This is a genomic window from Glycomyces artemisiae (genome assembly GCF_003002955.1).
In the GTDB taxonomy this organism is placed as follows: Bacteria; Actinomycetota; Actinomycetes; order Mycobacteriales; family Micromonosporaceae; genus Glycomyces; species Glycomyces artemisiae.
The window spans coordinates 405,009-417,794 of sequence record NZ_PVTJ01000001.1; the positions used below are offsets into that span (position 1 = coordinate 405,009).

14 protein-coding genes are annotated in these 12,786 nt (G+C 70.8%); 7 read left to right on the forward strand and 7 right to left on the reverse strand.

Features of this window, described 5'->3' with window-relative positions:
• Positions 1–27: 27 nt before the first annotated feature.
• Together B0I28_RS01870 and B0I28_RS01875 are read right to left on the reverse strand one after the other, a co-directional pair.
• Complete coding sequence (locus B0I28_RS01870) at positions 28–981, reverse strand: pectate lyase family protein (RefSeq protein ID WP_106362107.1); 954 nt, start codon at positions 979–981, stop codon at positions 28–30.
• A gap of 197 nt (positions 982–1,178) precedes the next feature.
• Entirely contained in the window at positions 1,179–2,168 is a 990-nt protein-coding gene (locus B0I28_RS01875; protein WP_219926500.1) for a pectate lyase family protein, read from the reverse strand.
• Positions 2,169–2,314: 146 nt separating this feature from the next.
• Here B0I28_RS01875 and B0I28_RS01880 point away from each other — a divergent pair, with 146 nt between their 5' ends.
• Positions 2,315–3,283, forward strand: coding sequence for an acetylxylan esterase (locus B0I28_RS01880; protein WP_106362109.1), 969 nt, complete (start codon positions 2,315–2,317; stop codon positions 3,281–3,283).
• A 40-nt stretch (positions 3,284–3,323) separates the two neighbouring features.
• Here B0I28_RS01880 and hisN read toward each other — a convergent pair whose 3' ends face one another.
• The 3 genes from hisN to aroA are packed head-to-tail and all read right to left on the reverse strand — an operon-like array spanning position 3,324 to position 6,485.
• A complete protein-coding gene (hisN, locus tag B0I28_RS01885; RefSeq protein ID WP_106362110.1) occupies positions 3,324–4,124 on the reverse strand; it encodes a histidinol-phosphatase in 801 nt (266 codons plus the stop codon).
• Between the two features lie 30 nt (positions 4,125–4,154).
• Positions 4,155–5,177: a ribosome small subunit-dependent GTPase A gene (rsgA, locus tag B0I28_RS01890; RefSeq protein WP_106362111.1), complete on the reverse strand. Its 1,023-nt coding sequence runs from the start codon at positions 5,175–5,177 to the stop codon at positions 4,155–4,157.
• 3 nt (positions 5,178–5,180) lie between these two features.
• Entirely contained in the window at positions 5,181–6,485 is a 1,305-nt protein-coding gene (aroA, locus tag B0I28_RS01895) for a 3-phosphoshikimate 1-carboxyvinyltransferase (RefSeq protein ID WP_106362112.1), read from the reverse strand.
• A 134-nt stretch (positions 6,486–6,619) separates the two neighbouring features.
• On the opposite strand from aroA, the gene B0I28_RS01900 reads away from it, so the two are divergent.
• The 4 genes from B0I28_RS01900 to rsrA all read left to right on the forward strand — a co-directional run bounded on the left by B0I28_RS01900 (position 6,620) and on the right by rsrA (position 9,317).
• A complete protein-coding gene (locus B0I28_RS01900; RefSeq protein ID WP_106362113.1) occupies positions 6,620–7,327 on the forward strand; it encodes an SOS response-associated peptidase in 708 nt (235 codons plus the stop codon).
• A 160-nt stretch (positions 7,328–7,487) separates the two neighbouring features.
• Positions 7,488–7,841, forward strand: coding sequence for a WhiB family transcriptional regulator (locus B0I28_RS01905; RefSeq protein WP_106362114.1), 354 nt, complete (start codon positions 7,488–7,490; stop codon positions 7,839–7,841).
• Between the two features lie 403 nt (positions 7,842–8,244).
• Positions 8,245–9,024, forward strand: coding sequence for a sigma-70 family RNA polymerase sigma factor (locus B0I28_RS01910; protein WP_106362115.1), 780 nt, complete (start codon positions 8,245–8,247; stop codon positions 9,022–9,024).
• Entirely contained in the window at positions 9,021–9,317 is a 297-nt protein-coding gene (gene rsrA, locus B0I28_RS01915; RefSeq protein ID WP_106362116.1) for a mycothiol system anti-sigma-R factor, read from the forward strand. The genes B0I28_RS01910 and rsrA overlap by 4 nt, the downstream gene beginning before the upstream one ends.
• Positions 9,318–9,338: 21 nt before the next feature.
• On the opposite strand, the gene B0I28_RS28180 is transcribed toward rsrA, so the two are convergent.
• Positions 9,339–9,920, reverse strand: coding sequence for a TetR/AcrR family transcriptional regulator (locus B0I28_RS28180; protein WP_106362117.1), 582 nt, complete (start codon positions 9,918–9,920; stop codon positions 9,339–9,341).
• Positions 9,921–10,001: 81 nt separating this feature from the next.
• Complete coding sequence (locus B0I28_RS28575) at positions 10,002–10,076, reverse strand: 50S ribosomal protein bL37 (RefSeq protein ID WP_374209694.1); 75 nt, start codon at positions 10,074–10,076, stop codon at positions 10,002–10,004.
• Between the two features lie 314 nt (positions 10,077–10,390).
• On the opposite strand from B0I28_RS28575, the gene B0I28_RS01925 reads away from it, so the two are divergent.
• Both B0I28_RS01925 and B0I28_RS01930 read left to right on the forward strand, forming a co-directional pair.
• A complete protein-coding gene (locus B0I28_RS01925; RefSeq protein ID WP_106362603.1) occupies positions 10,391–11,422 on the forward strand; it encodes an SIS domain-containing protein in 1,032 nt (343 codons plus the stop codon).
• 81 nt (positions 11,423–11,503) lie between these two features.
• Positions 11,504–12,733, forward strand: coding sequence for a hypothetical protein (locus B0I28_RS01930; RefSeq protein ID WP_106362118.1), 1,230 nt, complete (start codon positions 11,504–11,506; stop codon positions 12,731–12,733).
• Positions 12,734–12,786 lie beyond the last annotated feature (53 nt).

The window sequence follows — 12,786 nt, forward strand, 5'->3', positions numbered from 1 at the left end:
CCGTCGTGCATTCGATTGCCAAGACCGCTAACTGGCCCCGGCGCTGGCGGTGACCACCGACTTCACCTGCGAGGGCGTCGTCAGCGAGTACCCGTACGGGACGCCGCTGACCGAGCCGCTCGACGCCGGCGTGCCGGTGTTCACCAGGTAGTTGTTCCTGGAGAGGATGCGGCCCGGGTCCGAGGAGCCCTCGCCGATGTGGACGGCGTCGTCCGCGTTCTCCAGGTAGTTCCCTTCGAACAGGACGCCCGCGTTCTCGGTGGTGGCGACGCAGTACGAGCCGATGTTGACGTAGTAGTTGTTGTAGACGTGGACGGTCGAGCCGAACCGCACGCGCGGGGTGCGCTGGTTCGTGCCGTTGAACCAGTTGTGGTGGTAGGTGACCCGCAGGTGGCCGATGTCCTGGCCGCCGTTGTCGTCGGAGTGGCCCAGCAGCATCGTCTTGTCGGTGCCGTTGAACCGGTTCCAGGACACCGTGATGAAGTCCGAGCCGCGCTTGATGTCGAGCGCGCCGTCGTAGCCGGTGCCGAAGGTGTTGTTGTCGAACCACAGGTTCGTGGACGAGTCCTGGACGTTGATGGCGTCGTCGGACCAGTTGTTGAACCGCATGTTGTAGACGATCACGTTGCGGTCGGAGTCGAAGTTCAGGCCGCCGCCGGTGAAGGTGGCGCCTGAGTTCCCGATGATCGTGGTGTTGGACCCGACGTTCACCATGCCGGACAGGGCGATCGTGCCGCTGACGCGGACGATCTTGGCGCTGTTGGAGGCCACCGCGGAGGTGAACGCCGAGGCGCTCGACACGGTCGTGGTGGGGCCGCCCGCGCCGCCGGTGGTGCCGCCGTTCTGCGTGGCCCAGCCGGTGAGGCCGGTCTGGGCGAACGCGGGTGCCGGGTCGAGGGCGGTGACCGACAGCGCGGCCAGCGCGAGCGCCGCGACGAGTCCGAGGACCCGTCTGGCCGCGAGGGAGACGATCGTCGACATTGACGGACTTCCTTTCGTTGGAGGGGGGAGACGCAACATATCGATATGCGTCTATTTCTCACGGTAGGCCCGACCGGACAGCGTTTGCAAGGGGTCCGTCCGAAATAGAAAGAGACGGGGCCGGCGGGAAGGCACCGGCCCCGTCTGACTGGTGGCAAGCGCTGGTACTGGCGGGGCGGCGCCTGCCTCGGCAGTCGCTACGAGGCGCCCGCGCCGCCCTCCACGATCCCCGGGATCTGGTCCGCGGGGTCCGCCGAGTACGAGTACGGCAGGCTCGTGTCCACCGACCCGTTGGTGAGGATCTCGCCGGAGCCGTCGAGCACGTTGTCGAACGCGACCAGGCGGCCGTCGGCGGAGTCGCCCTCGCCGATGTGGGTCGGGTCCTCGGTGTTCTCGAAGTAGTTCGCCTCCACGATCACGCCCGCGTCCATCGTGGTCGCGATCCCGTAGGACCCGACGTCCTTGTAGTAGTTGTTGAACACGTGGACCTGCTCGCCGAAGCGCACGCGCGGGTTCCGCTGGTTCGTGCCGTTGAAGAAGTTGTGGTGGTAGGTCACCCGCAGGTGGCCCTCGTCCTGGCTCCCGTTGTCGTCGGAGTGGCCCAGGAGCATGTTCTTGTCGTGCCCGTCGAACCGGTTCCACGCCACGGTGACGAAGTCGGAGCCGCGCTTGACGTCCACGCAGCCGTCGTAGCCGACGCCGAAGGTGTTGTGGTGGATCCAGATGTTCGTGGAGGACTCCTGGACGTTGACCGCGTCGTCGTCCCAGTCGTCGAAGACGAGGTTGGTGACGATGACGTTCGACTGGCCCGAGACGTCGAGGCCGCCGCCGGTGATCCGGGAACCGGAGGCGCCCACGATCGTCGTGTCGGACGCGACGTCGTTCATGCCGGAGATGCTGATTGAGCCGGTGAGGCGGACGATGAGGCCGCCTTCGCCGATCGCGGCGAGGAAGTCGGAGGCGTTCGAGACGCTCACCTCTTCCGAGCCGCCGGTGACGCCGCCGTTCTGGCTCGCCCAGCCGACGGGTCCGTTCTGTGCCGCGCCGAGGTCGGCGGGGTCCGCCTCCTCGGCGCCGGCGTGCTGGGCCGCCCAGGCGCCGATGCCGCTGGCGGCCGCCGCCGCGCCCGCGCTTGAGGCGAGGAGCACGCGCCGCTTGATTCGCGGAACTGCCGGGTTGGTGCTCACGTTGCGTTCCTTTCGGTTGACGTTTCGTGGCATTTCCGGGATTTGCCCAGAAATACATGGAAATGAATCGATATGCTAACAAGGCAAGCCTGAAAAGGCAACCGGTTGCAGTCGACAATTTTGTTGCGTCGTGCTACAAACTCTCCATGGCTCTTTTCGACCTCCCCCTTGAACAGCTCCGCGAGTACCGCCCCGACGTGCCCGAACCGGCCGACTTCGACGAGTTCTGGAAGACGACCCTGAGCGAGGCGGGCTCCTTCGGCCTCGACGTGCGGCTCGAACCCTTCGACGCCGGCCTGGTCGCCGTGGACGTCCACGACGTCACCTTCGCCGGGTGGGGCGGCCACCCGATCAAGGCGTGGCTGGTCAAGCCCAAGGGGATCGAGGGGCCCCTGCCGTGCGTCGTGGAGTACATCGGCTACTCCGGCGGCCGCTCCTACCCGTGGTCGCACACGACGTTCCCGGCGGCGGGCTGGGCCCACTTCGTCATGGACACCCGCGGCCAGGGCTACGGCAACTGGCAGCCCGGCGACACCGCGGACCCCTACGGCACCACCGGTCCCACGAACAAGGGCTGGATGACGCAGGGCCTCGAATCGCCCGAGCACTACTACTACCGGCGGGTCTTCACCGACGCGTACCGCGCGGTGGACGTCGCGAAGGGCCTCGACGGGATCGACCCGGACCGGATCGTGGTCGCGGGCGGCAGCCAGGGCGGCGGCATCACCCAGGCCGTGGGCGGCCTGCGCGGCGACCTCGCGGGCGCGATCGTCGACGTGCCGTTCCTGACGCACTTCCAGCGCGCCGTGACGATCACCGACGCGTTCCCGTACCAGGAGATCGTCGAGTTCCTCTCGGGCCAGCGCCTGCGCGCCGACCGGGTCTTCGCGACCCTCAACTACTTCGACGGCCTGCACTTCGCGGCCCGCGGCACCGCGCCGGCGCTGTACTCGGTGGGCCTGATGGACGACGTCTGCCCGCCGTCCACGGTCTTCGCCGCGTACAACCGCTGGCAGGGCGAGAAGCGGATCACCGTGTGGCCCTGGAACAAGCACGAGGGCGGCGGCGTCCACCAGCGGGGCGAGCACCTGAAGTTCCTCGCCGAACTGCGCTAGGAGAACGAAGGAGGGCGGGGCCCGCGGGTCCCGCCCTTTCCTATGCCTCGCGGATCTTGAGCCGCTCCAGCACCTCGTCGTGGAGGAGCCCGTTCGTGGCGAGCGCGGAGCCGCCGTCGGGTCCGGGGCGACCGCGCAGGTCGGTGAAGGTGCCGCCGGCCTCCTGGACGATGAGGGCGAGCGGGGCCAGGTCCCACAGGGCCACTTCGGGTTCGGCGGCGACGTCGACGGCGCCTTCGGCGAGCAGGCAGTACGAGTAGAAGTCGCCGAAGCCGCGTTCGCGCCAGGCCTCGTGGAGGAGGCCGAGCATGGCCCCCTGGCGGTCGATCTTGGCCCAGCCGGTGATCGAGGAGATGCTCACGGAGGCGTCGCCGAGCTTGCCGACCTTGGAGACGCTGATGCGCTTCCCGGCGCGCTGGTCGCGCCCGGCGAAGGCCCCGGCGCCCTTCATGGCCCACCAGCGGCGGCCGAGGGCGGGCGCGGAGACGACGCCGACGACGGGCTCGCCGCGGTCGAACAGGGCGATGAGCGTGGCCCAGATCGGCACGCCGCGCACGTAGTTGCGGGTGGCGTCGATGGGGTCGATGACCCATTTGCGGCCGGAGGCGCCCGGGTTGTCGCCGTACTCCTCGCCGAAGATCCCGTCGCGGGGGCGGGCGCGGCCGAGCGTGGACCGCAGCACCTCTTCGATGGTGGTGTCGGCGTCGGAGACCTCGGTCATGTCCGGTTTCGACGAGACCCGGAGGTCCGAGGACCGGAACCGGCTCGTACCGATCTGGGCCGCCGAGTCCGCGAGCAGATGCGCGAGGCCGAGATCGTCGTTGTAGCTGGAAGAGGGCATGGGCTCATCCTACTGACCCGGCCCCCGCGGTCAGTTCTTCGTGTCCGCTTCGTGCAGGGAGGCGAGGACGCGGCGGAAGGAGGCGAGGCGTCCGGCGCGCGGGTCGTCGGGGCCGATCTCGGCGTCGAGGGCGCAGTCGCCGATCTCGGGGGTGTGGGTGCAGCCGCGCGGGCAGTCGCGGGCGACCTCGGCGAGTTCGGGGAAGGCCTTGAGGATCGAGTCGGCGGTGACGTGGGCGAGGCCGAAGGAGCGCACGCCGGGGGTGTCGATGACCCAGCCGCCGCCGGGCAGCTCGAAGGAGACGGTGCTGGTGGAGGTGTGGGAGCCCTTGCCGATGGCGCGGACCTCGCTGACGGCGCGCCCGGCGCCGGGGACGAGGCGGTTGACGAGGGTGGACTTGCCGACGCCGGAGTGCCCGAAGAACACGTTCTCCTTGTCGCGCAGGAGGCCGATGAGCTCGTCGAGGGGGCTGTCGGGCTCGGTGGCGACGATGGTGAGGTCGAGCTGCGAGTAGTAGGCGCGCACTTCGTCGACCATCGTGGGGGCGAGGTCGTTCTTGGTGAGGCACAGGATGGGGGAGACCCCGGCGTCGTAGGCGGCGACGAGGCACCGGTCCACGAACCCGTACCGCAGCGGCGGGTCCACGGTGGAGGCGACGACGACGAGGCGGTCGACGTTGGCGACGACGACGCGCTCGGTGGCGTTCTCGTCGTCGGCGGAGCGGCGCAGTTCGCCGTGGCGCGGTTCGATCCTGACGATGCGGGCGAGCGTCCCGGGGTTGCCGCTGAGGTCCCCGACGAGTCCGGCGCGGTCGCCGACCACGATGGACTGCTTGCCGAGTTCGCGGGCCTTCATGGCGGTGACCGCGGTGTCGCCGACGCGGCAGGTGTAGCGGCCGCGGTCGACCGCGGTCACGAAGCCCTCCTTGGCGTTCGCGTGCTTGGGCCGGATCTTGGTGCGGGGGCGGGAGCGGCGGGAGGCGCGCACCTTGACGTCGTCCTCGTCCCACTCCTCGTCGTCGTCGCTGTCGACGTCCCAGTCCGGCCTCGGCAACGGCTACTCCTTCCCGCGCACGGCCTGCTCCCAGACCTCCGCGAATTCCGGCCAGGTCTTGGAGGTGCAGGCGACGTCGTCGAGGACGAGGCCGGGGACGACGAGTCCGGCGACGGCGCCGGCGTGGGCCATGCGGTGGTCGGCGTAGGTCGCCCAGGTGCCGCCGGGGCCGCGGCCGCCGGAGTTGACGCGGAAGCCGTCCTCGTACTCGTCGACGTCGGCGCCGATCTTGCGCAGCTCGGTGACCAGGGCCGAGACGCGGTCGGTCTCGTGGCCGCGGATGTGGGCGACGCCGCGGATCGTGAAGGGCCCCTGGCTGACGCCGAAGAGCGCGGCGAGCGCGGGGGTGAGTTCGGCGGCGTCGGCGAGGTCGAGCTCGCCGGGGATCGGCTCGCCGGAGCCGACGGCGGTGAGGCCGCCGCGGCTCCATTCGACGCGGGCGCCCAGCTCGGTGAGGAGGTCGCGGACGGCGTCCCCGGCCTGGGTGGTCTCGGTGGGCCAGCCCTCGACGGTGACGGTGCCGCCCGCGGCGGCGGCGGCGATGAGGAACGGCGCGGCGTTCTGGAGGTCCGGCTCGATGGTCCAGGTGCGGCCCTGGAGCTCGCCGGGGGCGACGCGCCAGCGGTTCGGCTCGGAGTCGTCGACCTCGGCCCCGGCCTGGCGGAGCATCTGGACGACCATGTCGAGGTAGGGGCGGCTGGGCACGGGCCGGTCGCCGGTGTGGTGCAGGTCGATGCCCTCGGTGAACCGCGGCGCGGCCATGAGCAGCGCGGACACGAGCTGCGAGGTCTTGGACGCGTCCACGTCGAGGGCGCCGCCGCGCACGGTCCCGGTGGCTTCGACGGTGAACGGCAGGGCGAGGCGTCCGCCGTCCTCGATGCCCACGCCGAGGCCGCGGAGGGCCTTGATGACGCCGTCGTTGGGTCGCTTGCGGGCGTGCGGGTCGCCGTCGAAGGCGACGGGCCCGTCGGCGAGCGCGGCGACCGGCGGCAGGAACCGCATCACGGTCCCGGCGAGGCCGCAGTCCACGGACGTGCCGCCCTTGAAGGCGCCCGGTGTGACGGTCCACGCGTCGTCGTCCGAGGTGTCGACGCCGACCCCGATCGCTCTGAGCCCTTCGACCATGAGGAGGGTGTCGCGGGCGATGAGGGGGCGCTCGATGGTGCTGGGTCCGGCGGCGAGCGCGGAGAGGATGAGGGCGCGGGCCGTCATCGACTTCGAGCCGGGCACGCGGACGACCGCGTCGAGCTCGGCCTCCGCGTACGGGGCCTCCCAGCGGCGCTTGTCGGGGGCGGCGGTTGCGTTCACACCCGCCAGTCTAGTGGTCCGGTGTGCGGGAACCGGGTGGTCGCCGGACCGGGGTGGCGGCCCGGGGCCCGCGTCCGGCTGCGCGCCCGGAATTGAGGAGCCGGACTGTCGGGGGCGGGGGTTACGGTACGGGCATGTGCGGAAGGTACGCGAACAGCAAGTCGAGCCCGTCGATGGCGGCGCTCTTCGACGCGGAGGACTTGATCGCGGGGGCGTGGACCCCGAGCTACAACATCGCGCCCACGGTGCAGGCGCCGCTGGTGCGCCGCTCGAAGTCCCGCGAGGAGCGGGTGGTGGAGCTGGCCCGGTGGGGGCTGGTCCCGCCGTGGGCCTCCGACCCGGCGATCGGGGCGCGGATGTTCAACGCGCGCATCGAGACCGTGTCGACCTCCCGCGCGTACAAGCGGCCGTTCGCGACGCGGCGCGCGCTCGTCCCGGCCGACGGCTGGTACGAGTGGCGCAAGCTCCCCGGCGGCGGCAAGCAGCCGTACTTCTTCACCCGCCCCGGCGGCGTGGTGCTCGCCGGGCTCTGGGACACCTGGAAGGACGGGGACCTGACGCTCCTCACGTTCACGGTGCTCACGTGCCCGGCCATGGGCGAGGCGATGGAGACCATCCACGACCGCATGCCCTACGTCCTCCCGCCCGAGCGGTTCGCCGCCTGGCTGGGGGAGGAGGACGCCGACGAGGGGGAACTCCTCGCGGGTCCGCTCCCGTCCCTGCCCGGGGACCTGGAGATCCGCAAGGTCGGCCGCGGCGTCGGCCGCGCCGCGAACGACGGGCCGGAGCTCATCCGCCCCGCGGACGGCGAGGAGGGGCCGTCCACACTCCCTGGAATGTGACGCCTGGATTGTGAACTCAATCACACCGCTGCGTCGGTATCTGTACCACAGCTCGTCGGTCTTTCGTGTACAAGCCGTCGCCGGCTGAAGGGAACGCTTCCCCGCGTCTCGGCGTAGACGCCCGGAAGGGCTGCGGCGGCAGTGAAATAGGGAGGCAGCAATGCGGCGAATCCGCCCCGAGGAAGTAGCCCGCGCCCGTAAGGACCCCCGGCTGCTCGACGCCGCCGAGTACCGCAACGAGAACATCGGCGGCTCGTACCGGATGAGCGGCGACGACTGGCTCCGCCGCGGCAACTGCGCCGAGGCCGAGCCCGACGTCATGTACCCCGAGCCCCGCGAGCCCATCGACGAGGCCCTGGCCATGTGCGCGTCCTGCCCGGTCCGCACGCCCTGCCTGGTGCGCGCCCTCGAAGCCCGCGACCGCCACGGCGTCTGGGGGGCCACCGCGCCCCGCGAGCGCCGCGCCATGATCGAGGTCTGGAAGGACATCAACCCCCTGGCCGTCGGCGCCTAGCGCGCCCCGGTCCTGATCGGCCGCGACCGCCCTGCCCGGGGCGACCGTCGCGGCCATTCTCCGTCTCAGGGGGAGGAACCTCCCCGGACCGGCGGCGGTGTCTGGTCCGCCGGCCCGGGGCAGGTACTGGGAGTTCACGCCCCGGCTCGCGCCGCGGCGATCAAGGCCCTGCCGGGCCCACTGACGTTAACGATCCCGCGCACCGAAAGTTACCGATTCAATCCACAAAGTAATCATTTCGGATGGTTCCACGACCCATCGCCCGCTTCGCACCCCACCCTGAGCCCGGTTCCCGCACTGTGGCGGATCCGACTCCCGCATTCAGCTCCCGGCGGAATGAACCCGCCCCCGCCGCTGTTGAGCGGTACGAGTCTCCGACCTCGCTGTAAGGAGCGCATCGCATATGACCACCACCGTCCGCGGCCGCGAAGACGAGCGCCTGGCCGCTCTGCTGAGCGGACCCGAATGGTCCCCCGCCTACGGGACCGATCCCGTCGGCGGCGTCACCGCCGCAGGTATTTCCGCCGTCCCCGCCCAGGGCCCTGCCGTAGGCTCGGCTTCTGAGGCCGACGAGAGGGAGACGGTGACCGAGGCAGGAAGCGAGACCGCCCAGGAGCGGCGCGCGCGGTTCGAACGCGACGCGATGCCCCTGATCGACCAGCTCTACGGCGCCGCCCTGCGCATGACGCGCAACCCGGCCGACGCCGAAGACCTCGTCCAGGAGACCTTCCTCAAGGCCTACTCGAAGTTCCACCAGTTCCGCGAGGGCACCAACCTCAAGGCGTGGCTGTACCGGATCCTCACCAACACGTACATCAACTCCTACCGCAAGAAGAAGCGCCAGCCGCTCACCTCGCCCACCGACGAGATCACCGACTGGCAGCTCGCCGACGCCGAGTCCCACTCGGCCTCCGGCCTGCGCTCGGCCGAGACCGAGGCCCTCGACCACCTGCCCGACTCCGACGTCAAGGACGCCCTCCAGCGCCTCGGCGAGGACTTCCGCCTCACCGTCTACCTCGCCGACGTCGAGGGCTTCTCCTACAAGGAGATCGCCGACATCATGGGCACGCCCATCGGCACCGTCATGTCCCGCCTCCACCGCGGACGGCGCCAGCTCCGCCAGCTGCTGAGCTCCTACGCCGCCGACCGCGGCCTCTCGCCCGCACAGGAGGGCCAGTCGTGACCAGCGAAGCGGACAAGCCCCACCTCGACTGTCGCGAGGTGCTCGAAGAGGTCTACCTCTACCTCGACGAGGAATGCTCCGACGTGCGCCGCGGCGTCATCAAGGACCACCTCGACGAATGCTCGCCGTGCCTCTCCGAGTACGGCATCGAGCAGGAGGTGCGCACCATCGTGCACCGCTGCTGCTCCAAGGAGGTCGCCCCCGACGACGTCAAGGAGCGCCTCCGCCAGAAGCTCCACGCCATCGAGCAGGTCAGCGAGCTGTTCAGCGAGGTCGCCGAGCGCGATCGCTGACCGCGCCCCGGCGCCCTGCGCTCAGGCGGCGTTCGCCTCGATCATGCCGATCGAGATCTGGAGCGACGCCTCGCGGATCTCGTCCTCCGAGTCGTCGACCCGCGGATACGTGATCCAGTTGCTGTACAGCGTCGTGATCGCGTCCCACGCGCGCATGCGGTGGATCAGCGGCGCGTCGCCGTCGACCAGCAGCGCGTGCAGCCGGCGCTGGCGCAGCCGGAACACCGACATGCGGTCGAGGCGGGTGAGCGCGGCCTGGTTGTTCTGCATGAACCGCAGCACCGGCACGTGCGCGCGGATGACCTCCGCGTAGCGGCGCAGCAGCTCGGTGCGGGTGCCCAGGACCCTCGGCTGGGTGTCGCCCCAGTCGCAGATGCCGTCCAGGTCGTTCGCGTAGGACTCGAAGAAGCTCGCCGCGATGTCTTCCTTCGTCTTGAAGTGGTAGTACAGCGCGGCCTTGGTGACGCCGAGGTGCTCGGCGATCTCCCTGAGAGAGGTGTGCTCGTAGCCGTGCTCGCTGAAGAGCGCGATCGCGGTCTGCTGGATCCGCTCGCGGGTGCTCGGCTGGTTCTGCTCGCGCGGTTCGCGCGGCGACTCGGTCATCTGGGCAAGTCTCGTTCTTGTCCGGTGCGGCCAGTGCCATCGCGGGGCAGTCGCGGCCACGGCCGCCTGCCCCGCCAAGCGCTAGCTGTTCGGCCGCTTCCCGTGGTTCGCGGCCTTCTTCTTACGCGACTTGCGCTTGCGAGCTGCTTTCGCCATCGCTTCCTCCTTGGTGGTCTCGGGAATTCAGTGGGTCAACCTTACCGGTACCTGCGCGACCGTCCGGAGGGCGTTGACGACGGGGTGAAATCGACGGACGCTTGGGGGGTGTGCGAAGGGCTCCCGCCCGGTCCGCGGGACGCCCCGGCGGCGGTGGACGGTGGTGGCCCGCGTGGACTAGGCTTCATTTTGAAGGTTTGTTTAATATTTACTGCGGTACCCCAGGCGGTACACACGACAAGGAGCGACCCGTGAACCAGCCCCAGGCCGGCCTCCCCGACTCGACCGGCGCCGACGAGGCTCCCGGTACCGGCATGGCCGCCGACATCGCCGAGCAGCCCGGCGTCTACGCCGACGTGCTCGACCACGGCGCCGCCGAGATCGCCCGCATCGCCGCCCTCATCGCCCAGCGGCGCCCCCGCTCCATCGTGTTCACCGCCCGCGGCACCTCCGACCACGCCGCCCTCTACGCCGCCTACCTCACCGAGATCCGCCTCGGCCTCCCCGCGAGCCTCGCCAGCCCCTCCGTCGTCACCGTCTACGACGCCCGCCCCGACTGGTCCGACAGCCTCGTCATCGCCGTCTCCCAGTCCGGCGGCTCCCCCGACCTCGCCCAGGTCGTCGCCGCCGCCCGCGCCGGCGGCGCCCTCACCCTCGCCGTCACCAACAACCCCGGCTCGCGCCTCGCCCACGAGGCCGAACTCCACCTCGACGTCCGCGCCGGCCACGAGCGCGCCGTCGCCGCCACCAAGACCTACACCGCCGAACTCCTCACCCTCCTGCTCCTCATCGAAGGCATCCGCACCGGCACCGGCCGCCTCGACACCGCCGAGGCCGCCGCCCTCGACAAGCTCCCCGAACTCGCCCAGAGCGTCCTCGACGACCCCGGCGCCGCCGACCTCGCCGGGCGCTACCGCTTCGCGTCCCGCTTCGTCACCACCGGCCGCGGCTACGCCTACCCCACCGCCCGCGAGACCGCCCTCAAGCTCATGGAGACCTCCTACCTGCCCTCCCTCGCGTTCTCCGGCGCCGACCTCCTCCACGGCCCCCTCGCCATGGCCGACCCCGGCGTCCCCGTCCTCGCCGTCGTCGGCTCCGGCCCCGGCGGCCACGCCATGTGGAACGTCCTCACCCGGCTGGAGAAGCAGCGCGCCGACGTCGTCATCGTCGGCGCCGCCGACGTCCCCGGCCAGACCGCCCGCCTCGCCACCCCCGCCGTCGACGAGCGCATCGCCGCGCTCCTCGACATCCTTCCGCTGCAACGGCTCGCGCTCCATCTCGCCATCGAGCGCGGCGAGAACCCCGACGCCCCAAGAGGTCTCAAAAAGGTCACGGAGACGGTGTGATCCCAGCTCCGAAGGGCCGCAACCGCTGCTGTTCACCTTCGGTTCACCGAGACGTTCCCCCGCCTCCGTACACTCAGCGTCATGCAGGCCCCACCTGCCGCGCAGACCGGCATCACCGAGATCGTCTGGCATGACAGGCGATACCGGGCCCGTGCGGCCGCCGGAGGCGCCGCATTCGAGATCTATTCGGACACTTCGGAACCCGGGTTCCAGCCCGCGGGATCGACCTACCACCGGTTCGTCCACGCCTCCGAAGTGACCAGCCCCGGCGGGGAGATGCTCCTCGCCGGCGTCGCACCGCTGTCGATCCCGGTCATGCCCGGGATCACCGCGTCCACAGTGCACCAGTACAGCCAGAACCCCCGCATCGGCCCCGCCGAACGCGCCCTCGTCTCCGCCACCCGGGCCACCGCCTTCATCACCCCAGGCACCCGCATGGTCAAACCCCTCAGCCGCCACCAGGTCTCGCGCCAGCTCACCTCCGCGCCCCTCGTCAGCGGCCTCTGCTTCCGCGAGTTCGACGTCGCCCACCTCCGCTTCCCGAGCGACCGCATCGTCCTCTCCGGCGACCCCGACGACGTCCGCGACATCGCCTTCTGCCTCCGCTGGCGCGCCATCGGACCCGACGACTACACCAGCTCCGAGCTCGCCAACTTCCCCGGCCTCGTCGGCATCCCCGGCCGCGCACGCCGCGGCTCCATGGTCCTCGGCACCGGCTTCCTCCCCAGCGGCACGCACCTCATCGCCGAATACGCCACCGCCGGACTCGCCGACCTGCCGCTCTCCGCGCGCGCCGAGATCCTCGCGTACACGCCCGACGGCGCCGAGATCGCGCTGTTCCAGTACCAGCCGCAGACCAACGTGTGGAACCGCGTCGCCGGCGCCCGCCACCGCGACCTCGTCAACCGCATCCCCGGCCTCGAAACCGGCCGCACCCTCTTCCGCGTCAACCCCTCCGTCCACGCCGGACTCACCGGCGAGCACGAAGGCGAACGCGTCCCCATCACCGCCGACCCCGGCCACGGCTTCCACGCCTACGCCCGCGGCGCCGCCAGCCGCAGCCCCATCACCGCCCCGCGCCGCTTCCACACCCGCGCGCGCTGGCGCGACATCGAGGTCCTCGCCCTCGGCCGCAACGAGGACTGGGTCCGCCTGCGCCTCAGCCAACCCGACATCGAGGCGATCATGGCCGCCGACGCCACCTGCGTCGAACGCGGCGTCTACGAATGCTGGGCCCCCCTCGCCGAACTCGAAGACCCCCGCACCGTCATCACCGAATACCCCCTCCCCCCGACCCCGCCGATCCCCTAACGCGGGCCTTGGATTCCTGGCGAGGCGCCAGCGGTCGTCGATCTTGTCGACCC

Excerpts from the sequence above, each read along its gene's own strand:
- hisN (WP_106362110.1), bottom strand. The coding sequence starts at position 4,124 with ATGCCCTCTTCCAGCTACAACGACGATCTCGGCCTCGCGCATCTGCTC.
- B0I28_RS01905 (WP_106362114.1), top strand. The coding sequence starts at position 7,488 with ATGCGGCGAATCCGCCCCGAGGAAGTAGCCCGCGCCCGTAAGGACCCC.
- B0I28_RS01870 (WP_106362107.1), bottom strand. The coding sequence starts at position 981 with ATGTCGACGATCGTCTCCCTCGCGGCCAGACGGGTCCTCGGACTCGTC.
- B0I28_RS28180 (WP_106362117.1), bottom strand. The coding sequence starts at position 9,920 with ATGACCGAGTCGCCGCGCGAACCGCGCGAGCAGAACCAGCCGAGCACC.
- B0I28_RS01880 (WP_106362109.1), top strand. The coding sequence starts at position 2,315 with ATGGCTCTTTTCGACCTCCCCCTTGAACAGCTCCGCGAGTACCGCCCC.
- B0I28_RS01925 (WP_106362603.1), top strand. The coding sequence starts at position 10,391 with ATGGCCGCCGACATCGCCGAGCAGCCCGGCGTCTACGCCGACGTGCTC.
- B0I28_RS01910 (WP_106362115.1), top strand. The coding sequence starts at position 8,245 with ATGACCACCACCGTCCGCGGCCGCGAAGACGAGCGCCTGGCCGCTCTG.
- B0I28_RS01900 (WP_106362113.1), top strand. The coding sequence starts at position 6,620 with ATGTGCGGAAGGTACGCGAACAGCAAGTCGAGCCCGTCGATGGCGGCG.
- B0I28_RS01930 (WP_106362118.1), top strand. The coding sequence starts at position 11,504 with ATGCAGGCCCCACCTGCCGCGCAGACCGGCATCACCGAGATCGTCTGG.